The organism is Shinella sp. HY16 (genome assembly GCF_028534175.1).
In the GTDB taxonomy this organism is placed as follows: domain Bacteria; phylum Pseudomonadota; class Alphaproteobacteria; order Rhizobiales; family Rhizobiaceae; genus Shinella.
On the sequence record NZ_JAHYXL010000001.1, the window covers coordinates 2161123 to 2184878 of the forward strand.

The 23756-nt window shown below is 64.4% G+C and carries 23 protein-coding genes; 5 read left to right on the forward strand and 18 right to left on the reverse strand.

Annotated features, from left to right (window positions below):
• Window positions 1-8: 8 nt before the first annotated feature.
• From K0P03_RS10890 to K0P03_RS10935, 10 genes are all read right to left on the reverse strand, one after another.
• Entirely contained in the window at window positions 9-1223 is a 1215-nt protein-coding gene (locus K0P03_RS10890; RefSeq protein WP_272789581.1) for a pyridoxal phosphate-dependent aminotransferase, read from the reverse strand.
• A gap of 171 nt (window positions 1224-1394) precedes the next feature.
• Window positions 1395-2297, reverse strand: coding sequence for a DMT family transporter (locus tag K0P03_RS10895; RefSeq protein WP_272789582.1), 903 nt, complete (start codon window positions 2295-2297; stop codon window positions 1395-1397).
• A gap of 80 nt (window positions 2298-2377) precedes the next feature.
• A complete protein-coding gene (locus K0P03_RS10900) occupies window positions 2378-2752 on the reverse strand; it encodes a nuclear transport factor 2 family protein (protein ID WP_023512238.1) in 375 nt (124 codons plus the stop codon).
• Window positions 2753-2770: 18 nt separating this feature from the next.
• On the reverse strand, window positions 2771-4078 hold the full coding sequence (locus tag K0P03_RS10905; protein ID WP_272789583.1) for an aminotransferase class III-fold pyridoxal phosphate-dependent enzyme: 1308 nt from the start codon (window positions 4076-4078) through the stop codon (window positions 2771-2773).
• Between the two features lie 40 nt (window positions 4079-4118).
• Window positions 4119-5318, reverse strand: coding sequence for a M20 family metallopeptidase (locus K0P03_RS10910; RefSeq protein WP_272789584.1), 1200 nt, complete (start codon window positions 5316-5318; stop codon window positions 4119-4121).
• 79 nt (window positions 5319-5397) lie between these two features.
• Window positions 5398-6354, reverse strand: coding sequence for an agmatinase (gene speB / locus K0P03_RS10915; protein ID WP_272789585.1), 957 nt, complete (start codon window positions 6352-6354; stop codon window positions 5398-5400).
• A 39-nt stretch (window positions 6355-6393) separates the two neighbouring features.
• Window positions 6394-7302, reverse strand: a complete 909-nt coding sequence (locus tag K0P03_RS10920; protein WP_272789586.1) for an ABC transporter permease — start codon at window positions 7300-7302, stop codon at window positions 6394-6396.
• Between the two features lie 9 nt (window positions 7303-7311).
• Window positions 7312-8586, reverse strand: coding sequence for an ABC transporter permease (locus tag K0P03_RS10925; RefSeq protein WP_272789587.1), 1275 nt, complete (start codon window positions 8584-8586; stop codon window positions 7312-7314).
• Window positions 8586-9692, reverse strand: coding sequence for an ABC transporter ATP-binding protein (locus K0P03_RS10930; protein WP_272789588.1), 1107 nt, complete (start codon window positions 9690-9692; stop codon window positions 8586-8588). Before K0P03_RS10930 ends, K0P03_RS10925 begins: the two co-directional genes overlap by 1 nt.
• Before the next feature lie 82 nt (window positions 9693-9774).
• Window positions 9775-10854, reverse strand: a complete 1080-nt coding sequence (locus K0P03_RS10935) for an ABC transporter substrate-binding protein (RefSeq protein ID WP_272789589.1) — start codon at window positions 10852-10854, stop codon at window positions 9775-9777.
• A 147-nt stretch (window positions 10855-11001) separates the two neighbouring features.
• Here K0P03_RS10935 and K0P03_RS10940 point away from each other — a divergent pair, with 147 nt between their 5' ends.
• From K0P03_RS10940 to K0P03_RS10950, 3 genes are read left to right on the forward strand one after another with little or no spacing between them, the layout of a single operon-like run.
• Window positions 11002-12645 carry a 5-guanidino-2-oxopentanoate decarboxylase gene (locus K0P03_RS10940; protein ID WP_272789590.1) on the forward strand — a complete coding sequence of 548 codons (1644 nt, stop codon included), beginning with the start codon at window positions 11002-11004 and terminating at the stop codon, window positions 12643-12645.
• On the forward strand, window positions 12642-14048 hold the full coding sequence (locus K0P03_RS10945; protein WP_272789591.1) for an FAD-binding oxidoreductase: 1407 nt from the start codon (window positions 12642-12644) through the stop codon (window positions 14046-14048). The genes K0P03_RS10940 and K0P03_RS10945 overlap by 4 nt, the downstream gene beginning before the upstream one ends.
• 41 nt (window positions 14049-14089) lie before the next feature.
• Window positions 14090-14875, forward strand: a complete 786-nt coding sequence (locus K0P03_RS10950) for an IclR family transcriptional regulator (RefSeq protein ID WP_272789592.1) — start codon at window positions 14090-14092, stop codon at window positions 14873-14875.
• Here K0P03_RS10950 and K0P03_RS10955 read toward each other — a convergent pair.
• The 4 genes from K0P03_RS10955 to K0P03_RS10970 are packed head-to-tail and all read right to left on the reverse strand — an operon-like array spanning window position 14866 to window position 18475.
• Entirely contained in the window at window positions 14866-15612 is a 747-nt protein-coding gene (locus K0P03_RS10955) for a molybdate ABC transporter substrate-binding protein (protein ID WP_272789593.1), read from the reverse strand. The two genes, K0P03_RS10950 and K0P03_RS10955, sit on opposite strands and share 10 nt — an antisense overlap.
• A complete protein-coding gene (locus K0P03_RS10960; protein ID WP_272789594.1) occupies window positions 15605-16396 on the reverse strand; it encodes an ABC transporter ATP-binding protein in 792 nt (263 codons plus the stop codon). The genes K0P03_RS10955 and K0P03_RS10960 overlap by 8 nt, the downstream gene beginning before the upstream one ends.
• A complete protein-coding gene (locus tag K0P03_RS10965; protein ID WP_443020542.1) occupies window positions 16386-17420 on the reverse strand; it encodes a FecCD family ABC transporter permease in 1035 nt (344 codons plus the stop codon). The genes K0P03_RS10960 and K0P03_RS10965 overlap by 11 nt, the downstream gene beginning before the upstream one ends.
• Window positions 17417-18475, reverse strand: a complete 1059-nt coding sequence (locus K0P03_RS10970; protein ID WP_130515448.1) for an ABC transporter substrate-binding protein — start codon at window positions 18473-18475, stop codon at window positions 17417-17419. Before K0P03_RS10970 ends, K0P03_RS10965 begins: the two co-directional genes overlap by 4 nt.
• Before the next feature lie 201 nt (window positions 18476-18676).
• On the opposite strand from K0P03_RS10970, the gene K0P03_RS10975 reads away from it, so the two are divergent.
• A complete protein-coding gene (locus tag K0P03_RS10975; protein ID WP_272789596.1) occupies window positions 18677-18886 on the forward strand; it encodes a TOBE domain-containing protein in 210 nt (69 codons plus the stop codon).
• A gap of 51 nt (window positions 18887-18937) precedes the next feature.
• On the opposite strand, the gene K0P03_RS10980 is transcribed toward K0P03_RS10975, so the two are convergent.
• The 4 genes from K0P03_RS10980 to K0P03_RS10995 form a co-directional block, all read right to left on the reverse strand.
• Window positions 18938-19954: a FecCD family ABC transporter permease gene (locus K0P03_RS10980; RefSeq protein WP_050743361.1), complete on the reverse strand. Its 1017-nt coding sequence runs from the start codon at window positions 19952-19954 to the stop codon at window positions 18938-18940.
• Window positions 19955-20983: an iron ABC transporter substrate-binding protein gene (locus K0P03_RS10985; protein ID WP_272789597.1), complete on the reverse strand. Its 1029-nt coding sequence runs from the start codon at window positions 20981-20983 to the stop codon at window positions 19955-19957.
• Window positions 20984-21057: 74 nt separating this feature from the next.
• Window positions 21058-22290 carry a molybdopterin molybdotransferase MoeA gene (locus K0P03_RS10990; RefSeq protein WP_272789598.1) on the reverse strand — a complete coding sequence of 411 codons (1233 nt, stop codon included), beginning with the start codon at window positions 22288-22290 and terminating at the stop codon, window positions 21058-21060.
• A 15-nt stretch (window positions 22291-22305) separates the two neighbouring features.
• Window positions 22306-22653: a gamma-glutamylcyclotransferase family protein gene (locus K0P03_RS10995; protein ID WP_272789599.1), complete on the reverse strand. Its 348-nt coding sequence runs from the start codon at window positions 22651-22653 to the stop codon at window positions 22306-22308.
• A gap of 170 nt (window positions 22654-22823) precedes the next feature.
• Here K0P03_RS10995 and K0P03_RS11000 point away from each other — a divergent pair, with 170 nt between their 5' ends.
• Window positions 22824-23720: a bestrophin family protein gene (locus K0P03_RS11000; RefSeq protein ID WP_023516790.1), complete on the forward strand. Its 897-nt coding sequence runs from the start codon at window positions 22824-22826 to the stop codon at window positions 23718-23720.
• Window positions 23721-23756 lie beyond the last annotated feature (36 nt).

The following is a 23756-nucleotide window of genomic DNA, read 5'->3' on the forward strand; positions in this document are numbered from 1 at the left end:
CCGCGTTCTCAAAGCGCCTCGCAAAAACGACGAAGACGCCCCAGCCCCTTCGCAATCAGGTCCTCTGATCCGGAAAAGGAGAGGCGAATGAAGCTGTGCATGTTGGGCCCGAATGCGACGCCGGGCACGACAGCAAGGCCTTCCGCAGCGAACAGGCGTTCAGCAAATTGCGTCCCCGAAAGCCCGGTCGCAGAGACATCGACGAAACAGAACATTCCGCCCACGGGCCGGACGAAACGCAGCTGCGGCAGCCGCGAAAGTTCGGCACTCATGAGGTCGCGACGGCGGCGCAGTTCGTTGGAGAAAAACAACACGTCCTCATCGCCCGCCGCCTCCAGTGCGACCGCCGCCGCATCCTGAACGAAGGTCGGCGAGCCGAACAGCATGCATTGGGCCATGTTCTGGAGATGGGCGGCGGCCGAGGATGGGCCCAGCGTCCACCCCACGCGCCAGCCGGTCATCGCATGGGATTTCGACAGGCTGTTCACGATGATCGTGCGCTCCCGGATCTCCGGCAGCGACGCGGCGGAAAGGAACGCCCCGTCGAAGACGGCATTCCGGTAGACCTCGTCGCTGATGATCCACAGGTTGTGCCGTTCCGCAACGGAGGCGACGGCTTCGAGTTCAGCGCGATCGAGCACGTAGCCGCCGGGATTATTGGGAGAATTGAGGAGGACCGCCCGGGTCCGCTCCGTCACCTGGGCCAAGATCGATTCCTTCGAAAGCCGCGCGCCGCCGGCGTCCATGGATAGTTTGACCGGGCGCGCCATGGCGCCACCGGCACGGATGGTTGCCTCGTAGGTCGCATACCAGGGCTCCAGGTAGAGCACTTCGTCCCCCGCCCCCGCGACGGTCATCATGGCGGCGAAAAGCGCGTTCTGGGCGCCGGCGAAAACCGTCACCTGATCGGCCGACCAATCCTGAAGGTCGAAACGGTTTTGGGCACGGGCGACGTTCCTGCGAAGCTCCGGCGTCCCCGGAACCGGTGCATAGTGCGTCCGCCCCGCCCGAAGGCTTCGGATCGCGGCATCGGTAATCCTGACGGGCGTGTCGAAGGAGGTGTCGCCGAGACAAAGACTGACCACATCTTCTCCGCGGTCCAACGCATCCGCCGCGGCATCGGCGATGGCCCAGCCGGCCGCCCCTTCGCTGGCGATTGCCCTCGTATGCGCCGAAAACCGCAAGCTCCCGTCAAGCGTATCTGTGTTTTGAGACAGTTCCATCAATACCTTCTCCCCTCGCCGCGCCTCTGGCGAACGCATCACCCGCTGAGTTCACCCGGGCATTTTCCGTCGTCACACTCCCGAAGACCTCCGCCGCGACACGAACCGTGCGGATGGCAGAGGATCGTTTTCGCATGGGACCCAGTCCTTTCTTCAGCGATCTCGGCGCCCTCAACCCGACCGCGCCCCGATGGTCGCGACAAAGGTTCCGGCGACGATGAGGGCGGAGGCGATGATCACGGAAAAGCCGATCCGATCGCCCAGCAGGGCGGCAGACAGCGTCAATCCGGATACGGGCTGAAGAAACTGCATGAGGCTCATGCGGCCGACGCCGCCCTGGCCGAGTGCCCAATACCAGAGAACATAGCCGAGGATGGTGACGCCGAAGGCGAGATAGGCCAACGCCATCCAGGTTGCCGTCTTCCACAGGGTGGGATCGACCGGTCCGAGCAGCCAGGGTGTCAGCGGCAGAAGGAGGCAGGCCGACAGGCCCGCGCCCCAGAAGGTGATCGCGCGCGCCGGATACCCGCGCTTCTGCAGGTTCCCGCCGATGACATATCCCCCGCAGGCGAACAGCGTCGACGAGAGGACAAGCAGATCGCCACCCAGCGTCGCCTCGCCATCCGTGGCGCCCCCGCGCCCAAACACCAGCAGGCTTTCTCCGCCGAGGGCCACGGCAGATCCGATCCACCAGAGACCGGACGGCAATCGCCCTTCCGACGCATAGGCGATCGCCGATGTCGTCACCGGCATGCATGCAAGGATCATCGCGCCGTGCGTGGCGGACGTTGACTGCATTCCCCAGGAAAAAAGCGTTGGAAAGGCGACCATGCCGCAAAATCCCGCAAGCGCGACCTGGGCGACCTCCCGGTTCGTCGGCGGAAGTCTGATACCAAGCAAGAGGGCAAGCACCAGCCCAACGAGACCACCAGCAACCGTGCGGATCGCCATCACGCCGAGCGGTGAAACTTCGCCGAGCGCGAGTTTGGTGCCGACCGGAGAGGCGCCCCACAACAACACCGCCAGCAAGGCAGCCCCATAGACCCCGATCAGCGCCGCACCATCCGATCTCACGACATTCCCGCCTTCCACTCCCCGAGAAACCTCCGCCCCGAAACAAGGCGCTTCCCCGTACAGAGGGAACGACAGACCGGTCAGATCTCGAAATGCCAGACTTTCGCGACGATCTGCCACTTGCCGTCGATGAGGACGAAGGTCAGCTCGTCAACGAACCTTTTCGGCAGGTAGACGTCCTTCACGCGGGCATGCGCGGTCGTGGGGCTGGAAACCGTGATCGAGAGGATCTCGTCCTGGCGCACATCGCCCTTCCCTTCAGGAGACGGCCGATTGGCCACCAGATCGAGATAGGCATCGACATCCAGGTTCACGAGCTTCCCCTCCGTCGCGGAATAGAGTTGCGCGCGGGGATGAAAGACCGAGCGGAACCCCTCCACATCACCGAAATACAGTGCGTCCAGATATGCCTGGACTGCCGCGTGGATGCCTTCAGCCGCAGAATTGTCAGTCATGTTGATATCTTCCTCTTTTCAAGCTGCGCCGCGTTCGAATTCGGCATCCGCCAGGTTCAGACCATGGTCGAGAGCCGCCAGCAGCGTATCGAGTTCAGCATCCGAGATGATGAACGACGGCGCAAGGAAAAGGGACGTCTGTTCGCCGCTGGTACCGATGATCGCCCCCGCCTCGATTGCCCGGGCCGCCACACGTGACGCGACGGGGGACACAGCCGTGTCGGCATACCAGTCGCGCCAGTCGGGGCCGTGGAGTTCGACGGTCCAATGCAGGCCAAATCCGTCGACCCGCGCAACGCTCGGATGCCGCCGTGCGATATCCACCAGCCCCTGCTGCATTCGCCCTTCCAGCGCCTTGACGCGGCGGATGATGTCACCGTCCTTCATGACAGAAAGGTAGGCACGGATCGCGGCAACCGCACTGGGATGTGCCCGGAAGGTGCTGTAGGTCTGCCAGCTCTTGTCCTTCATCTCATCGACGATGTCCTTCGACATGACGACCGCACCGGCAGGAGCAGAACCGCCGGCAAGGCACTTGCCCAATGTGACGATATCCGGGCGGGTCTCGCCGCCCTGGAAAGCGAACCAGCGACCACTGCGGCCAAGACCGGTCACGACCTCGTCGGCGATCCAGAGGGATCCGGCCTTGCGTGCGGCCCTCGCCACATAGTCCTGATAGTCCGCGTCGTAGTAGGTGCCGCCCTGCGTGTAGTCGATGATCGTCGCGGCGACAGAAGAGAGTGCCTCCTCGGTGCCCGCCATGCGATCGGCGAGCGGCCGGTTGTCGGAAACGCCGCCATATCTGGCATTGACCGGGCCGGGGATGATCCGCACGGGGACCTGCGCGGGAACCGGCTTGCTGCCGCCGCCCTGGATGGCAAGGCCACCGTGCCAGTGCGGCTGCACGGTCATCTGCCGGGCAAGCCCTGCCATGCCGTGATACGCGCGCTCGCGGGTCGCCAGCTCCGTTCGGCCGGTAAGCGCCTGGGAAAAGGTCAGCGCGAGATCGTTCGCTTCGCTTCCCGACAGGAAGAAGCGGACGGCGCCCACCCAGCTCTTCTCCCCGCCGAAGGCGATGTCGATCAGATCCTCGGCAGCCGCCTCACGCTCGGCCCAGAACCAGCCTTCGTTGATGACGGGGTTGGATGCCGCCTTGACCACCGCCTCGACCATCGCCGGATGTTTGTGGCCGAGCGGCCCGCCGGTGTTGCTCCCGTCGATCAGGCGCCGACCGTCCGCCAGGATGAAATATACGCCCTCGCCATCGACGACCTTGATGACCGGGTCCTTGCCCGCGTTGAGACCGGTTTGAAGAAGTCTGCTCATGAGAGCCTCCATGTAGAGATGAATGAGTGATTTGGTCGCGTCAGTCCGCCGAAGCGACCCCGCACAGATCGACGATCATGCGGCTCCAGATGCCGCAGGCTTCGACGAGATCCGCAACCAGGATGTGTTCGTCGGGCGTGTGTGCCCATTTTTCATTGCCGGGCCCGAGGCCGACCGTCGGGATGCCCGCCGCGCACATGAACGTGCCGTTGACGCCAAACCGCCAGGAGGCGACCGTGTCGAGCCGTCCGGTCATGGCTTCCCGCGCACGAAGCGCAGCCGAGACGACCGGGCTTTCCGGATCGACCCACATCAAGGGGTAGTGCACGATGACGGCAAGGTCGTAGGTGAAGCCCGCATTGCCGGAAGCGATCCGCTCGAGAATGTCGCGAAGCTCCCGCTCGCAGCTTTCGGCCGTCTCGCCGCGTACATATCGCCTGTCGACCCGGATGATACAGCGGTCGGGCACCACCGCCGTCCCGTTGTCCGGCGAGGATTTCATGGAAATCAACGTCACCGTGGCCGGTCCGAGAACGGCGTCGCCCTTCATGGCCGCCGCATAGCGTTGCAGTTCGTCAAGGAACGGAGCAGCTTCGAACACCGCATTGACGCCATTGCCGGGTTCCGACGCATGGGAGGTGCGGCCGTGGACCGTGATCTCCACATCGATCTTGCCGCGGTGACCGATGTGAACGCGGCCACGGCTGGATTCGGTGTTCAGTCCGAAATCCGTGCGCACACCCCGGGCGATGACCGATGGCACACCCAGCGGCGAATCCACTTCCTCCCCCACATCGGCGACGAAAACCACATCGCCGCAAAGTCTCACCCCGGCCTTTTTGATCGCCGCGATCGCATAGGCGCTTGCCATGACGTTGCATTTCATGTCGCAGGTACCGCGGCCGTAAATCGCGGTCCCCTCCTCGCCCCAACGGCACGCATCGACCAGCGCGCCGCTGAAAGGGTCCTTCATCTCCCCGGTCGGGACATGATCGATATGGCCATTGACCATCAGGGACGGTCCATTGCCTGCACCGCGCAGCACCGCGATCACATTGCCGTTCGCATCGGTTTCGACGGTATCGAAGCCGAGCTCCCGCAGATGCCTGGCGTAGATTGCCGCCACGGCACCTTCCCCGAAGGAGAGGCTGGGCGTCCGGACGACCTCCTGGCACGCCGCGACCATTTTGTCGGCGTCAAGGCACCCGTCTATTGCTGCAAGGATCATGTCGTTCGTCATTCTTGTCACACCCCTTTCGGTCCGGCGGCCGTTGGTCTTCCCGGCGATGCCCGGGTTGGTCCTGGCGGTGTCCATCCGGTTACCTGGCCTTCTCGACCGCCTTCGCCATCACGCACAGCATCTCGAACATCATGTTCGCGGCGGTGACGCAGGTGATGCCGGTCGGATCGTAAACCGGAGCGACTTCGCTGATGTCGGCGCCGACGAGGTCCTTGCCCTGTAGCGAGCGGATGATCACCTGGAGGTCGCGGGGCAGAAGGCCACCGATTTCCGGCACGGCGGTGCCCGGCGCATAGGCGGGGTCGATGCTGTCGATATCGAGGGAGATGTAGAAGGGGCCATCGCCGAGAACGCTGTTGATCTTCTCGATCACCGCGGCGCGCCCCATCTCCTCGTACTCGTCGAGGGTGATAATGTTGTACCCCTTGTCATAGCCGAACTGGACATCGTCATCGCCGAACCGGCTGCCGCGCAGGCCGAGCTGCACGACGCGCCGGGGATCGATGAGGTTCTCCTCATAGGCGCGGCGCATGAACGTGGCGTGATTCACCTTCGTGCCGCACATCGTGTCCATGACGTCGGCATGGGCGTCGATATGCAGGATGCCGACCGGCCGGTCGGAGGCAAGCGCACGCAGGATCGGAGTCGGGATGGTGTGGTCGCCGCCGATGGCAATGGGCCGGATGCCGGCGTCCTTGACCTCTTGGAAATACGCCTGGATCTGATCGATCGACGCGTCCTTGTTCAAGGGATTGATCGGCGCGTCGCCGATATCAGCGACGGTGCACAGGTCATACGGGCGAACGCCCGTCACGGGGTGGATACGGCGGATGATGCGCGAGGCCTCGCGCACACCGGCGGGTCCCTGGCGGGGGCCGGAGCGATAATTCAGGCCGAGATCGAAGGGAACGCCGCACAGTCCGATATCGATGCCGCGCACGATGTCGTGGCGTCGCGTCCGCAGGAACGTCGCGACGTCGGAAAAGCGCGGCGTTACGGCCGCATCGACGGGTTGGAAGTTGCTCTTGTCAAGCATGGGTGTCTCCTGAATTTTGTTGTTTGAGATTGTGCTGGATCAGGCGGCGACGCCGCGCATCCGGTCCGATCGCCGTCTGAGCAGTTCGACCGCCGTAAGAAGACCGAGAGAGAGGAAAACGAGGATGGTCGCCATCGCCAGGATCGTGGGGCTGATCTGCTCCCGGATGCCGGCCCACATCTGTCTCGGAACGGTGCGCTGGTCGTAGTCGGCGAGGAAGATGACCGTCACGACCTCGTCGAAGGACGTCGCGAAGGCAAAGACGCCGCCCGAGATCACGCCGGGCAGGATCAGCGGCACGATGACCTTGAAAAACACGCGGACCGGAGAGGCGCCGAGGCTGAGCCCGGCCCTGATCAGGTTGCGGTCGAAACCTTCGAGGGTCGCGGCGACGGTGATCAGGACGAAGGGCGTGCCCAGAACGGTGTGAGCGATGATGAGGCCTGCGAACGTGCCCGTCAGCCCCAGCTGGGAGAAGACGAAATACATGCCGGCGGAGGTGATCACGAGCGGAACGACCATCGGCGAGATGAGCGCACTCATGACGAGGCCACGCGCCGGCATGTTCGGGCTCGTCAGCCCCAATGCCGCCAGCGTGCCGAGCAGCATCGACAGAAGCGTCGTCGCGACGGCGATGACGAAGCTGTTCTTCAGCGAATGGATCCACTGTGCATTGTTCCAGCTGTCGACCAGATAGCCCCAGCCGAATGGCGCATTCGGATCGTTCATTCCGTTCTGGATGATGTCCCGATACCACCGCAGCGAAAACGCCGACGGATCGAGCTGAAGCATGTCGCGCGAGAAGGTGAAGTAGGGCGCGGCGTTGAACGACAGCGGAATGATCACCAGGACCGGGGCGATGAGAAAGAGGAGAACGAGGCCGCAGAACGCCAGATAGCTGTAATGGGCGATGCGGCCGGCGACGGAAGTATGTGCGGGAAGCGCCATGGTCAGCTCCTAACCCATCCTGAGACCGTTGCCGCCGGTGAGGCGGTTGAACAGCCAGTAAACGAGGAGAACGCCCACCAGCAGGATCGAACCGAGGGCAGCAGCAAGACCCCAGTTCAGTGACTGCTGCATGTGATAGGCGATGACATTGGAAATGAGCTGGCCGCTCTGCCCGCCGACGAGTGCCGGCGTGATGTAGTAGCCAACGGCGAGCACGAAGACGAGAAGGGAACCGGCAAGAACACCGGGAACGGTTTGCGGGAGATAGACCCTGCGGAAGGCGGTGACAGGCGATGCACCGAGCGAGAGCGCAGCCCGGACGTAGGACGGCGGTATCGATTTCATCACGCTGTAGAGCGGGAGGATCATGAACGGCAGCAGCACATGCGTCATGGCGATGAGCGTGCCCGTGACGTTGAAGATGAGCGGCAGCCGGTTCGCGTCGTTCACCACGCCGACGAAGACGAGGATGTCGTTGATCACACCCTGCCCCTGAAGAAGGACGATCCAGGACGTCGTGCGGACGAGCAGAGACGTCCAGAACGGCAGGAGGACGAGCATCATCAGCAGGTTGGATGTCTTCAGCGGCAGCCTTGCCAGCAGCGCGGCGACGGGATAGCCCAGCACGAGGCAGAGACCCGCCACGGCGGCGCTGACCCAGAGCGTGCGCAGGAAGAGCGTCTGGTAGATCGCCATGTTCGCATCGACGCGCTCGACCGAGCCGTCGGCAGCATGCTGCAGGTCGAGTGCCGCAAGGAAATGCCGCGACGTGTACGGCTGGCTCAAGCGCCTGATGAGTGCCCAAAGCCCGGGATTTCCCCAGTCAGGGGCCGCCGCGACAAGCGTTTGCTTCCAGCCGTTCGCGGGCTCGGACGACAGTTGCCTGACCGTCCGCATCACCAGCGGCCGGGCCCCTGCCCAGTCGAAATTGAGCGCCGACGTGACCTGCCCCAGCTTTTGCTCGTCGTTCGCCTGCCTGAGATCGGCGGCGAGATCCGCGTAGACATTTTCCGGAGGCGTGCCGTTGCCGTCCCATTCCGCAAGCGAAAGGGAGGTACGGTGCAGAACCGCCCCGAATTCATCATTGCTGACGGCCCGCTGCAACATGGTTGCCAGCGGCCACGCGAACATGACCAGGAGAAAAATGCAGAGTGGCGCAACGAGGGCCAGCGCCCGCAACTGGGCTTGTCTCTTCGAGCGTCGGTGCTGCTTCATGACCGAGGTGGCGGGCAGAGCAGCAGGCTCCGGAGCCGGCCATCCCGCGGTGGCGGTGCTTCCCCTCATCACGCCGCCTCCCGACCGCAGCCGGATGCCTCGTCGAGAGCCCGGCAGTCGCCGACCTGCCAGCCAAGCCGAATGGGTTCGCCCTTCCTGAAGGTCCGCCGGAGCGAGGCGTTCTGAACCTTCACCACGAATTCGTGTTTGCCGAACACACGCACCTGGATGCGCGAGTGGTCGCCGACATAGACCTGATCGACCACCTCCCCGCCCACCACGGTTTGCCCAGGCCCCTCTGTCGCCGGTTCGACGACGATGCGTTCGGGCCGAAGGGAAAGCAGGGTCGCCCCACCGACGGCAGCCTTTGTAACGGCAAGCGCACTGAGGACGTCGCCATTGTCGATCCTGACCCGACACACGTCCCCGTCCCGCTCCGTCACGGTTCCAGGCAGGACATTGTTCTCGCCGATGAACTGGGCCACGAAGCTGTTGCTCGGCGTCTCGTACACCGCGTCCGGCTTCGCCAGCTGCTGGATCTTGCCGAAATTGAACACCGCGATCGTATCCGACATCGTCAGGGCTTCCGCCTGGTCGTGGGTGACATAGATGATGGTGACGCCGAGCCGCTCGTGGATGCGCTTGATCTCGTATTGCATCTGCTCGCGCAGCTGCTTGTCGAGCGCGCCGAGCGGCTCGTCCATCAACACGAGTTTCGGATCGAAGACGAGGGCGCGCGCGACCGCGACGCGCTGCTGCTGGCCGCCCGAAAGCTGTGCCGGCCGGCGGTTGCCGAGATGCGGCAGTTCGACCATGTCCAGCGCCCGCTTCACCTTCTCGGCCGTATCGGCCTTGGAAATGTTCCGGACCTGCAGGGGAAAGGCGAGGTTTTCCGCAACCGTCATATGTGGGAACAGAGCGTAGTTCTGGAACACCATGCCGATGTTTCGGCGCTGGGGAGCCACCCGGTTGATGGGCCGGCCGTCGAGGAAGATTTCGCCGGATGTCGCGGTCTCGAAACCGGCAAGCATCATCAGGCATGTCGTCTTGCCGGAGCCGGAAGGCCCGAGCATGCTCAGGAACTCCCCTTCCCGCACATCGAGATTCAGATTGTCGACCACCGATACAGTGCCATCGTAGGTCTTGCTAACGTTCGCAAAATTGACTGACGCCAACGTCCTGTCTCCACCCAATCGTTCACCGGCTGCCGGCAGCCACGGCTGCCAGCAGGTAAAATCTCGCAGGTTGAAGGGACGGCTACTTAGCCAGCCACGAATTGAACCGGGCAAACAGCTCGTCGCGGTAGGTCGACCAGAATTCGCTGTCGGACTCGATGGCGTTTTCGAGATGCGCGGTCGGGACGAAGTCCTTCATCTCGACGCCGGTCTTGTCGTTCTTGCCGATCAGGGCGATGGCGGATTTGCGGACAGGCCCGTAGGAGCTGGAATTCGTAATTGCGGCCTGCTGCGTGGTCTCGCTGACGAAATGGACGAATTTCGTTGCAGCCTCGAGGTTCGGTGTTCCCTTCGGGATCATCCAGACATCCCTGTCCCAGACCTGCCCGTCCCAGACGATGGTGAACGGCTGCTTTTCGTCGTTGATGGCGTTGAAGATGCGGCTGCTGTAGGCGGAGGTCATGACGACCTCGCCATCCGCCAGAAGCTGCGGCGGTTGCGAGCCCGCCTCCCACCAGACGACAGAGGACTTGATCGTATCGAGTTTCGCGAAGGCGCGGTCGATCCCCTCCTTGGTCTCCAGAACCTTGTAGACATCGGAAGCCGGCACGCCATCCGCCAGCAAGGCCCATTCGAGATTCACATCCGCCGATTTGCGCAGACCCCGTTTGCCGGGAAACTTCTCCAGATCAAAGAAGTCCGCGATGGTTTTCGGGCCATCGGCCAGCTTCGACGTGTTGTAGGCCATGGATGTCGACCAGATCACCGAACCGATACCGCAGTCGCTGAGCGTCCCTTCGACGAAATCCTCGCTGGCCGCCGTGCCGTCCGTGGCGGCCGGAAGCCCCCCGGCATCCTGCTTTTCGAGGATGTTGTCGAAGCAGCCCGTTTCCGCAAGCGCCTTCTCCCCGACAACCACGTCCCAGGTGACGTTCCTGGCTTCGACCTGCGCTTTGATCTGGCCGAGGCCGCCATTGTAATCGACGGAGTTGACGGCGATCCCGGTTGCCTTGGTGAAGGGCTCGTAGAACGCCTTCTTCTGGGCTTCGGTATAGGCGCCACCCCAGGAGACGACGGTGATCGCCTCCGCGGCAAACACCGGCACGGAAAGGCCACCGGCGGCAATGGCGATGGCGGCGACGGACGTCAAAAATCGTTTCATGTTCCGAGTTCCCACTCTTTGTTGATAAAATTCCGAATTACGGAAGTTATTTTCATTTTTCAGAATGAGTAGGGGGTTGCCGGAACCTTGTCAACAGCATATTCAGTATAGCAGAAATTGCTTCCGAAAAACGGAATTGGAGGATCCATGAAAAATACCGGCGGAAGAGAACTCGTCGCACAGCTCGAGGGATACGGCGTCGATACGGTCTTCGGCATGCCCGGCGTGCACACCCTGGCCTTCTTCGACCCCCTGGCAAAAAGCACGATCCGCCATATCGGCGCACGACACGAACAGGGCGCCGGCTTCATGGCCGACGGCTATGCCCGTGCCACTGGAAAGCCCGGTGTCTGCCTCATCATCAGCGGCCCGGGGGTCACCAATGCCGCCACGCCGATCGGGCAAGCCTATTCCGATTCCATTCCCGTTCTGGCGGTAACGAGTGCGATCGCCCGCGACGACATGGGCCTCGGGCGCGGCATGCTGCACGAGATCACCAACCAGCAGGCCGTGACCGCGCCGATCACCGGCTTCAGCGCCACGGCGTTGACGGGCCGGCAGATCAGCGAGCATCTGGCGAGGGCGATGACATCGTTCCGGACGGAACGGCCGCGCCCGGTTCACATCTCGATCCCCCTCGACATTCTCGACGAGGACGTTGCGCCGCGCCCAGTCCGAACTTTCCTTCCCCGCCAGCCCGGCCCGAACCCCGAGGACGTAAAGGCAGCGGCAGACCTGTTGCGCGCGGCGAAACGGCCGATTGTCCTGGCCGGCGGCGGCTGCCGCAACGCGGGGGCCGCCCTGACGCGCCTCGTGGAAAGCCTGCAGGCACCCATCGTCACCACGGTCGCCGGCAAGGGCGTGGTTGCGGAATCGCATCCCCTCTCGCTGGGATCCACGCTCCAGAGGGCAAGAATCCGCAGGCTCGTCGAGGTCGAGGCCGATCTTGTGATCGCGATCGGCACCGAGATCTCGGAGCCGGACCTCTATGTCACCGCAGACAGCGAGGCGGCTTCCGATGGGCCGGCGCGCACGGACACGACCCGCCTCGCCATTTCCGGAAGGTTCGTCCGGATCGACATCGATCCCGCGGCAACGGTCAGGGACTACACGCCCGACGCGGCAATCGTTTCGGATGCGGGGCTTGCCGCTGCGGCGCTTGCCGATGAGATGAGCCGGCAGCCCCTCGCCTCGACCTGGGATTTGGATTTCGAGACCATCCGGCAACAGGTCCGGCAGGAGATATCGCCGCTGGAGCGCCAGCACGTCGCCGTGCTCGACGCCATCAGGAATGCACTTCCCCCGGATGCACTGGTCTACGCCGACATGACGCAGATCGCCTACACGGGATGCGTCTATTTCCCCGTCGACGTTCCCGGCACATGGCACTTTCCAGTCGGGTACGGAACGTTGGGATACGCCCTGCCCGCGTCGATCGGCGGCGCCGCCGGATCGCCCGGACGCGCCTGTCTCGCGCTTGTCGGCGATGGCGGCCTTCTCTTCACCCTTCAGGAGCTCGCGACCGCGGTCGAACAAAAACTACCCCTGCCGATCGTTCTCTGGGACAATGACGGCCTCGGCGAGATCGCCGATTTCATGCGGGCAAGAAATATCCCGGAAGTGAGCGTCCGCCCGCTGAACCCCGATTTCGTGCCCCTTGCCGACGCCTTCGGCTGCCGCACGGCGACGCCCCGATCGCTGGAAGAGATCGAAGATGCGATTCGCGGCGCCCTTTCTGCCGACCGCCCGACGGTCATCCTCGTCAGGCAGGATGCCGAGTATCTTCGATGAAGCCCGAAGCGCGCGCCAGAAAGGTCGATTTCGAGGCCGCCGCCGGCGAACTGGACACGCGGTTTGCGTCCAGGTTCACTGTCGCTCTCGCCACCAGGGACCATCACGGCCACGACGAAGGGTGGCATCCGGCAGCGCCACCCGATGGCGTGCTGTTTGCAACGACGACCGAGGATGTCGTCGATGCCGTGCGCATCTGTGCAGCATACGGGGTTCCGGTCATTCCCTACGGGAGCGGCAGCGCCATGGAAGGCAGCGTCAACGCCGTTTTTGGCGGGCTCTCCATCAATCTCTCCGGCATGACCGCCGTACTGTCGGTGAATGCATCCGACATGGATTGCACCGTCGAGGCGGGGTGCACTCGCTCGGTGCTGAATTCGTTTCTCCGGGACACCGGCCTTGCCTTTCCCGTCGATCCCGGCGCCGATGCGACCCTCGGCGGCATGGCCGCCACCCGCGCATCCGGAACGATGACCGTGAAATACGGCTCCATGCGCGACAACGTCATCGGCCTGGAAGCCGTTCTGGCGGATGGAACGGTCGTGCAGACGGGAGGGCGTGCAAGGAAATCGTCATCCGGCTACGATCTGACAAAACTCTTCGTCGGCTCGGAGGGGACATTGGGGATCATCACGAAATTGACCCTGCGGCTTCATCCCATCCCGGAACATGTCGTCGCCCTGCGCGCCGTTTTCGAAGAAGTAGGGCTGGCGGTGGAGTTCGTCGTTCTCCTGATGCAGCTCGGCTACCCCGTGGCGAGAGCCGAATTCATGGACGAGCTGGCGCTGGAAGCGGTGTGCAGATACGAGAGGCTCGACTATGAGCGCCGCCCCACCCTGTTCCTCGAATTTCATTCGGGTGTCGGCCCGCTCGACGGAACGGCCGAGGCTGTCGAGGATCTTCTGAGGCAGTGCGGTGCGAAATCCGTTCACTGGGCCTCGACGGCCCGTGAGCGGGCGGAAATCTGGAGGGCCCGGCACAATGCGGCCCATGCGGAGCCACTGCTACGGCCGGGCGCCAAGGCGATGGTGACGGATGTGTGCGTGCCGCTATCGAACCTGGCGGCCTGTATCGCCGAGACGCAGGCCGATTTGACATCCACCGGGCTCTGCGCCCCGATCGTCGGCCATGTCGGCGACGGAAATTTCCATCTGGCGATCCTGATCGATCCAGCCGCGAAATCAGAGATTGACGAAGCCGAGCGCCTTCACGCAAGGCTGGTTGCACGCGCGCTCGGCTTTGGCGGAACCGTCAGCGGCGAACACGGCATCGGCCTTGGAAAGCGTCCGTATCTGGAAGCCGAGCATGGCGCAGGCCTTGCAGTCATGAAGTCGATAAAGCAGGCACTGGACCCACAGGGGCTGATGAACCCGGGAAAGATCTTCCTTCCGGACCACCCTTGAGGGAGCAACAGAATTCTCATATGCGAGCATGGATCAAGTGAATGAGCAAAACGAAAGAAAATGGGTCTGAAAAGGGATCGAACCCGCTGCGGCGGATCGCGACCGTCCTGGACGCCGTTGCGTTTTCGTCGTCCGGCCTGACCCTTCAGGATATCGCCAACGCGGCGCAGATCCCGGTCTCGTCGGCCCACCGCATTACCAATACCCTGCTGGATGTCGGGTATCTCGAGGCGGCGCCGAACAAGAAGGTCTATCTCACTGGCCCACGCCTGCGGCGCCTCCTCAACCTGAGCTTCGGGGATGCCCCGATCGAGAAGATCGCCTCGCCGCTCCTGACCGAACTGGCCAACAAGCTGCAGGAAGTGGCTTTCATTTGCCGGCTGGTGGCCGGAAAGATCAAGCTGGAGGCCTTTGCCTTCCCGCAGGAAGCGCCATCCTCGCTGATCCACCCCGGATATGAATTCCCCTTTCACGCAACCGCGAGCGGCAAGGCCATGCTGGCATTCCAGAACGAGGATTTCATCGCGGACGTGCTCAGCGCGGATATCCCCCGGTTTCAGGCCGGCACGACCGTCGACCGGGCCGAGATCCGGCAGCAACTGGATGCGGCGCGCCAGCGGGGATATGCCGTGAACGACATGGAGTTCGACCCAGGCGTCTTCGCGCTCGCGGCCCCCGTCACCTTCGAACACGGAGACGTGTTCCTCACCGTCGGCATCGTGGGCATGAGCGCGAGGATGCATAGCCGCTTCGAGGAAACCGAGATGGCGACGTTCGTGAAGTCGGCCGCCGGCAGGCTGTCCCACCTGCTCTCAAGTCATCGCTGACGGCGATGCACTGCGCCGTCACGGCTTTCGAACCCGTTCCGCAGCAGAAGCCGCTCTGCCGGTTCAGACAACAGGAAGTCCCGAAAGGCGACGGCGTCCTCTGCCGCGCCTTTGCGTAGCGCCAGGCCATAGGCGATATCCGGCGCATAGGCGGGCGGGATCGCCACGATGCCGAAAGCGGGGTCCTTTGCGTGGAGACGGGCATTCGATGCATAGCCGAGGAAAAGATCGACTATGCCCTCGGCGATCAGACCCGCGGCACTACGCCCCGGCGGCGAATGACGCCCGCCGACCAGTTGCAGGGCCCGGGTCTTGAGCGTTTCGCCGAGACCGCGATGATGGGCCTCCAGACGATCGAACATGTCGAACGCATAGTCGCCCGACGGATCGTCGCCCGGCGTCGACATGCCGATCCGGGTCGAAGGGGCCGAAAGCACCGTCACGAGATTTTCCGCGGTCAGCCCGAGGCCGGTGCGGGCGAGAACGACGAGCCGGTTGCGCGTAAAACAGACCGCTTCCTCCGTCAGCCCGGTCGACGCAAGATGCTGCGGATGGGCCATGTTGGCGGAGGCAAAGAGATCGAAGGGCTCGCCCGCCTCGATCCGTTCGCGCAACAGCCCGGCCGGTCCCAGCGATACGGAAACTGGAACGCCGGCGGCCTCCCGGAAGGCATCGGCAATGTCCGGCAGGGCGTGCCGCAGGCTGCCGGCGGCGAAGATGCGGATCCCCTCAGTCATCCTGCTTTCTCCTGCGCACCCTCTGCCGGAAAAGCGGCACGAAAGCGGTCTCCTCCCGCTCCCCGCCGCCGAGCCGAACGCCGCGGACGGGAACACCGTAGAGCGCCTCGAGGCTCGCTTCCGTCATGACCGTCGTGGTCGGGCCGAACAGGGTCTGTGTTTCCGGCAGCATCAGGAGGACCTTGTCGGCGATCGCGGTCGCATGGTTCGGCTGATGGGTCGTGAAGGCGATCGCCAGTTTCTGGCTGTCGGCCAGCCGTCCGAGCAGCGAGAGCACGATGTCCTGGTTCTTCAAATCGAGCGCGGAGGCGGGTTCGTCGAGCAGCAGCACATCGTTCTCCCCGGCCAGCGCCCGGGCGATCAGGACGAGCTGGCGCTCCCCGCCCGACAGGGAGCCGATGCTGCGCGCCGCATAGCCGGCCATGCCGGTCGCCTCCAGCGCCGTCATCGCCTTCTCGACGTCCGCCGCACCCGGCGTGCCGAACAGGGCGACGTGCCGGGCGCGGCCCATCAGCACGATATCCAGCACGGAATAGGGAAAGGCACCGGAAAACTCCTGCGGCACGACACCGGTTCGCGGATTGGTTTCGACGGTGCCGGAGGTCGGCGTCAGCAGCCCCGCGAGCACACGCAGCAGGGTGGATTTGCCGCGACCGTTCGGGCCGAGGATCGCGGTGATCTCCCCGGCGCGGAGATCGAGATCGAGTGCGCGGAACTGCCAGCGGTCGCCGTCATAGGAGTGACCAGCCGTGTCGAGATGCAACATGACGAGATCAGAGGCCATGACCGCCTTTCTGGGTCTGCCGCAGCACCAGAGCAAAGACTGGCGTGCCGATCAGCGCCGTCAGGATGCCGAGCGGGATTTCCGTCGACGTGGCCGTACGCGCGACCGTGTCGATCGCGAGGAGATAGAGGGCACCGAGAAGGAGCGAGGCCGGCATCATGACACGATGATCCGGCCCGACCAGCAAACGCGCCATATGCGGCACGACGAGCCCGACCCAGCCGATGACCCCGCTGACGGCGACCTGGGCGGCGACGATGCACGAGACCAGAACGAGCACCAGCCAGCGCAGCGGCTCGACGGAAACACCGAGGGTGCGGGCGTCCTCATCGCCCATCGACAGGAGATTGACGCGCCAGCGAAGGCCGATGAGCAGCACACCGCCCAACACGACCGGCGCGGCAACCAGGAGAAGCTTGTCCCGGTTCGCGGTGGCAAAACTGCCGAGCAGCCAGAACACCATGGCCGGCAGCTTGTCCTCGGTATCGGCAAGGTATTGCAGCAGGCTGACGAGAGCGCTGAAGAAGCCGGTGATGACGACCCCGGCGAGAACCAGCGCGAGAATGTTGCGGCGGGCGACGATGCCGTTGAGGGCGTAGACGAGAACGAGGGCCGACAGCCCGAAGGCGAAGGCCGAGGCGAGGAGCCCATAACGCGGGAGGCTGAAGAGGATCGCGAGCGTCCCGCCGAAGGCAGCCCCCGAGGAGACGCCGACCACTTGCGGCCCGACCAGCGGATTGCGGAACACACCCTGCAGTGCCGCCCCGGACAGGGCAAGCCCCGCCCCCGCCAGCACGGCGAGGAGAATACGCGGCAGACGCACCGTGAAGACGACATTCGCCTCCATCGGCGTGACGGGAACCTCCGGCGGGCTGATCGGCGCCAGCAGAATGGCGATCACACGCGCAAAGGGAATGTCGTAACGACCGATGCCGAGCGCGGCGATGGCGGCGACCGCCAGCACGATCAGCAGCACTGCCACCGTTGCCCCGGCCGGCCGTCGCGCAGTCACCCCACCGCTCATTGGCCGGCGCGATAGTCCGTGCGGTAGAATTCCTTGTAGTAGGCGTCCGCTTCCTTCTGCATGTCGATATCCGCGAAACGTTCCGGATAGAGTTCCTTCGCCATCCAGAGTTCGCCGAGCGCCATGGCTTCCGGCATCGGATACCCCCACGCCTTGGCATATTGCGGCATCAGATAGATGCGGCCGTTCCTGACGGCGTCGATCGTCTGCCAGGAGGCCGCCGCCTTGATCTCGTCGACCACGGCCGGGTAGCGCTCCTGCACGAAGATGACGGAGGGGTTCCATTTGAGCACATCCTCCATGGTCACCTGCTTGAAGCCGGCGATCTCGTTGGCGACGTTGCGGGCGCCGGCGCGCTCCATCATCAGGCCGGTGTATTTGCCGCGGCCATAGGTCGAAAGTTCGGGGTTGGCCATGTAGACGGGGACACGCTTGTCCTCGGGAATGTCGGCAAGGCGCTCGGCAACAAGGGCACGGGTCTTCCTTGTGGCCGCGATCATCGCCTCGCCCTTCTCCTCGCGGTCGAGGATATCGGCAATCAGCCGCACGCCGGCCGCAAACCCTGCATCGATCGCCGCCGGCTCATCCGCGACATCAGGGTTCATCTTGACGGCTTCTTCCGGCGGTACATCGAGCAGCGATATGGCGACGACGGCAAGCCCGGCCTCCTCGATCTGCTTGACCATGTCGGCCGGCGCGTAGTTCGTGACGAACACCACGTCGGGCTTCAGCGTCAGCAGCTCCTCGATGTTTACCTTGGTCAGGCCGCCCGGCATGGCAAGGTCGGGAAGGTTCGGCACCAGCCGCACGTACTTGGCGCCGAGCTGCTTCTTCCACTCGTCGAGCACGCCAACGACCTTGTCCATCGCATCGAGCTGCACGGCGATGTTGAGGGTCTGGTGCTGCAGGATGACGACACGGTTCACCACGTCGGGAACGTGCACCTGCCGGCCGATCTGGTCGGTGACGACGCGATCCGCCCAGGCAGGCGCGGCGAAGAGAAGGCCGGCGATCGCGAGCGCGATCTTCGGGGCAGTGGCAAGACGTGCGAGCATGAAGGAATCCTCCGATCGGAAGCGAAGGGATAGCAGCTATCCCCGGTCGGCAACAACGTTATATTTTTAGAAATATTACGTACGGCGGTTTTTTGAAAAGCGCCGGCAAATCTGGAGGTGTTCTCCCGGTTTGCGTGGTAGTCACCGGGTAACGCGGCGTATTATGGCGCGCCGTCAAACACACGAGCACAGGAGAGCCCGATGAAAATCAGCGCCCGCAACCGCCTCAAGGGCAAGATCATCGAAGTGACGAAGGGTGCGACCACCGCCCATGTCCGTATCGAGGTCGCCGGCGGCGCCGTCGTCACCGCGTCGATCACCAACGAAGCCGTCGACGAACTGGACCTTGCCGTCGGTGGCGAAGCCTATGCGGTCGTCAAGGCGTCCGACGTGATGGTCGCGGTCGACTAACATCCCAATTGAACACCGCTTGCCGCGACGACGCGCGCGGCAAGCGCCTCGTTACCAGCCCCGCTTTCCGGCGATCAGCAGCCACAGGAAAAAGGGCGCGCCGACGGTTGCCGTCAGGATACCGAGCGGCACCTCGATGTCCGCGATGGAGCGCGCCAGCATGTCGACGACGAGGAGATAGGCCGCGCCGAAGAGCATGGCGGCCGGCAGCAGGCGCCGGAAATCCGGCCCGACGAGCATGCGGGCGATATGCGGGATGACGAGGCCGATCCAGCCGATGATGCCGGTCACGGAGACCGTCGCGGCCGTCACCAGCGTCGCACCGGCGATAAGGGCGATGCGCGTCTTCACCGTATCGATGCCCAGCGTGCGCGCCTCCTCCTCGCCGAGCGTCAGGATGTTCATCCGCCAGCGCAGCAGCAGCAGCGGCACGAGGCCGAGGACGACGGCGGGCAGGATGGAGAGCACGTCGAAGCGGGTGATCGCCGTCATGCTGCCGAGCAGCCAATAGGTGATGGCCGGGAGCTGGTCGTAGGGGTCGGCCAAGACCTTGATCAGCGAAATGCCGGCGCCGATCAGCGCCTGGATGGCGATGCCGGCAAGCACCAGCGTCAGCACCGGATCGCGCTCGCGCACCAGCGCGCCGATACCGGTGACGACAAACACCGCCATGAGCCCGCCGGCAAAAGCGGCGAGCTGGATGGCGAGCACAGGCAGGGAGAGGAAGATGCCGAGTACCGCCCCGAGACTGGCGCCGACCGAGACGCCGAGCAGGTCCGGCGAGACGAGCGGATTGCGGAACAGGCCCTGATAGGTCGCGCCCGCCGCCGCCAGTCCCGCGCCGACGACGACGGCCGCCATGACGCGCGGCAGGCGCACGTTCCAGAGGACGGTGGCGAGCAGCGGATCTGTCGTCTCGCCCGTCACGAGCTGCCTGAGGGCGGTAAAAAGCGGCTGCGGCCCGTCGCCGTATTTGCCGACCATCATCGAGAGGGCCGCCAACCCAACGAGGCCGGCAAGACCGAGCATCACGGCAAGCCGGCCCGGTGGGGCAGCGCGTAGCCGCATCTACTTCGCCGCACCTTTCAGCAGCGTTGCAAGCTGCTCGTCGCTGAGCTCCACCTGGTAGAACAGCTTGAAGAAGGTACGCACCTCCTCATCGAGCGCCGCGGGAAACGCGTCCGGATAGAGCGTGTGTTCCAGCCAGGCGATGCCGATCAGGCGATTGATGCCGGGCGGCGAATCGATCCAGCCGAAGGGTAGCGTCGGCGTTGCATGGATGCGGCCGGCCTTCACCGCCTCCAGCCCCGCCCAGAGCGGGTCGTCCTTCACGGTTTTCGCAAATTTCGGCAAGGCGGCGAGAATGACGTCCGGCTTCCAGGATAGGATCTGTTCCAGCGAGACCTGGGTGAGGCCGCCCTTGCCCGCAGCCGCCGCGACATTGCGGGCGCCGACCGCTTCGAGGATCTCCATGTTGATCGAGCCGGCAAGGCCCGTCTCCAGCCCTTCCGCGCCGCGGCCGTAGTAGACGGCGGGGCGCTTGTCCTCAGGAATGTCGGCAAGACCCTTTTCCAGCGCGGCCAGCCTCTCATCGGCATAGGCGGCAAGCGTCTCCGCCCGCGCCGCGACGCCGAGTATCGCCCCGGTCTCGCGCAGCATCGCGCCGGTTCGGGCAAAGGCACCGTCGACAAGCACATAGGGTATGCCGGTCTGCGCCTGCACCTTGTCGGCAAGCGAGGCATAGGTCGGGTTCACCGTGCCGACATCGATGATGATGTCAGGCTTTGCCGCCAGCACCGCCTCGATATTGGCCGTGCCACCCTTGCCGGTGAGCTGGCCGAACGTGGGAAGGTCCCGGGTCGCCGGCAGCAGAAAGACCTTTTCCTCCGCCTTCGGCTCGCGCACCCAGCCGGCGAGCTTTTCCGGCGCCAGCACATAGACCAGCACCGAGGCCGGTGGGCCTGCGGCGAGCACCCGCTCCACCTTGTCGGGAATGTCCACGACGCGCCCGGCCGCATCGGTGATCGAACGCGCCGCAGCGGGCAAGGCCGAGAGGAACAGGGCAAAAAGAACGACAAGGCAGCGCAAGGCCGGCATGAATCTCTCCCACGATATATTTTGAGGGATATATCCGTGCTTTGCATCGACATGGCAACAGGCAGGAGCGCCGATCAGCCGGGAAATCCCTGCCAGACCGGCAGCGTGTCGACATTCTCCCCCGCGTCGATCATCCCCTCCCCGGGTTCGAGAACAATCATGACATCCGCAAGCGCGAGATGGCGCAAGCTTGCGGATCCGCCATAGGGTAGCGGCTCCACGGCCGTTGCGCGGCTCCTGGAATCGAGCCGGAGCCGCCCCAAATGCACCTCGATCCGCCCGGCGGATCTTGCGAGCGGGCGATCGACCGGCAGGCGCAGGACGCTGGCATTTAACGGCCGCCCCTCCAGCCGCGCGAGAACCGCCCGGCCGAGAAGTGCGAAGCCGACAGCCGCAGCCAGCGGGTTTCCCGGCAGGAGCAGGATCGGGCAGTCATCGATATCGCCGAAGCCGACCGGCTTGCCCGGCCGCATGTCCAGCTTCCAGAACTCGAGGAAGCCGCGACGGGAAACAACCCTCGCCAGATGATCGGCAAAGCCGACGGACGCGCCGCCTGACGAGATCAGAAGGTCGTGATCCGCCGCCGCCTCGACGAGACGTTCAAGGATCACCTCCGGATCGTCATGCGCCATGCCGAGATCCGTCACCGCGGCGCCGGCTGCAAGCAGCATATGCGACAGCATCGGACGATTGCTGTCAAAAACCTGGCCAGCCGCCAGCGAACCGGGACTGTCCACCAGTTCGTCACCGGTGGACAGCAGCGCCACCTTCGGCCGCGGCGCCACCAGCACGGAGCGTAGACCGAGGGCAGCAAGCAGCGCCATCTGGCCGGGGCCGATGCGTGCACCCGCCTCAAGCAGAGTATCACCCCGCGAAACGTCCTCGCCGACGCGGCGGATATGCGGCTTGGTTCCGTCCCGGACACGAAGGCGCACCTCCCCGCCCTTAATCTCCGCAGCCTCCTGCACGACGATGCGGTCGGCACCGGGCGGAACCGGCGCGCCCGTCGTGATGCGCACCGCCTCGCCGGGGCACAGCGCCGGCACGACAATCTGGCCCGCGGTGATCGTCTGCACGATCCCCAGAACCGCAGTCCCGTCCGGGCCAATATCAGACGAGCGGATGGCAAAACCGTCCATCGCGGCATTATCGAAGCGCGGCAGGCAGGTGGATGCGACGATATCCTCGGCAAGGACATGGCCGAAGGCTGCGGAGAGCGCCATGCGCACCGGTGGAAGCGGTGCTTCGATGTAGCCGGCTATGAAGGCCAGCGCATCCCGGAGCGATTTCGGCGCCTCCTCGTTCATCGCCGCGCCCGTCCCCTATGCCTTGACGTAGACGAAGGCACGCCGGCCCGATTTCAGGAAGACCTCGACCCGCTTGTAATCCGAGACTTCATAGGCGTCTGCCGCGGCGAGTTCCTTCGCGGTGATACGGAAGACCTTGCCCGGCACCTCGTCCTCCGCCTTCTCCGAGGGAACGACGATCAGATGAAAGCGCTCGCCGCTCTTGCGCAACACCTCCGGATCGGTGATCTCGACCTTGTCCGTGCGATAGCCCGTCATCGCATCGTCCTCGCCATCCAGCAGGCGGCCGAAGGACGAGAGCTGAACGCTTGCCAACTGGAGCGTGCCGTAGGAAAACAAGAGGATATCGGCGGGTTCGGTCATTCAAGGGTCCTTTGCACGGCAGGGCGTTCCGGGCGCCGGAAGCGTCCTTCCGTCGACAAGACGGCCGCATCCGGCCCTCCGGCGGCACGATGTATTTTCAAAGATATAGCGACGGCCATGCTTCTACAAACCGAATCCTCTCTCCATAGCCGAACGGACGATCGCCGCCCATGATCATTCGCCCTCGACCCAGCCTGCTCATGCTGTTCTTCGTTCTGAAGGGGTCGGTGATCCTGCGCACATGGCCGCAGCTCGCCGCAGTCGGCGTGCTCTCCGCCGCCGTCGTCACCGCACACCGCTATGCGCCAAACCTCGTTCCCGGCGTCAATCCTGCGCCCCTGACACTGATCGGCATCGCCCTCTCCATTTTCCTCAGCTTTCGCAACAGCGCCTGCTACGATCGCTGGTGGGAAGCGCGCAAGCTCTGGGGGCAGATCCTTCACACCGCCCGCGATATCGCGCGGCAGACGGTCGTGCTCGACGACGGCTCCGGCACACCGTCGCAGGAGCGGCGGGAGATCCTCGCCGCGATCATCGCCTTCGGCCACGCTGCCGTCCGGCAGCTGCGCCGGGAAACGACCAGCCAGGCGACAGGCGAGGCCGCGCTGCCCGCCCATCCGGCGGACGCGATCCTGCACAGCGTGGCGGCATTGATCGGCCGCATGCTGCGCCAGAACCGCCTCGCGCCCGTCGAGGCCCTTGCCCTCAACGAAAGCCTCGGGCGACTGACGCAGGCGCTGGTCGGTTGCGAACGCCTCGCCAACACGCCTCTGCCCTTCGCCTATACCCTGCTCCTGCACCGCACCGCCTATCTCTTCTGCTTCATCCTGCCCTTCGGTTTCGCCGACATGCTGGGCTGGGCGACGCCGCTCGCCGTCATGCTCGTCGCCTATACGTTCTTCGGCCTCGATGCGCTCGGCGAGGAACTGGAAGAGCCCTTTGGCCTGATGCCGAACGACCTGCCGATCTCGGCCTATGCCACGACGATCGAAATCCATCTGCGCTCCGCACTCGGCGAAACCGACCTGCCGCCCATGCCCGCCCCGGTCGACTACGTCCTCACCTGAGGCCAGGCGCTCCCGGTTCGCGAGGCGATCGGGCAG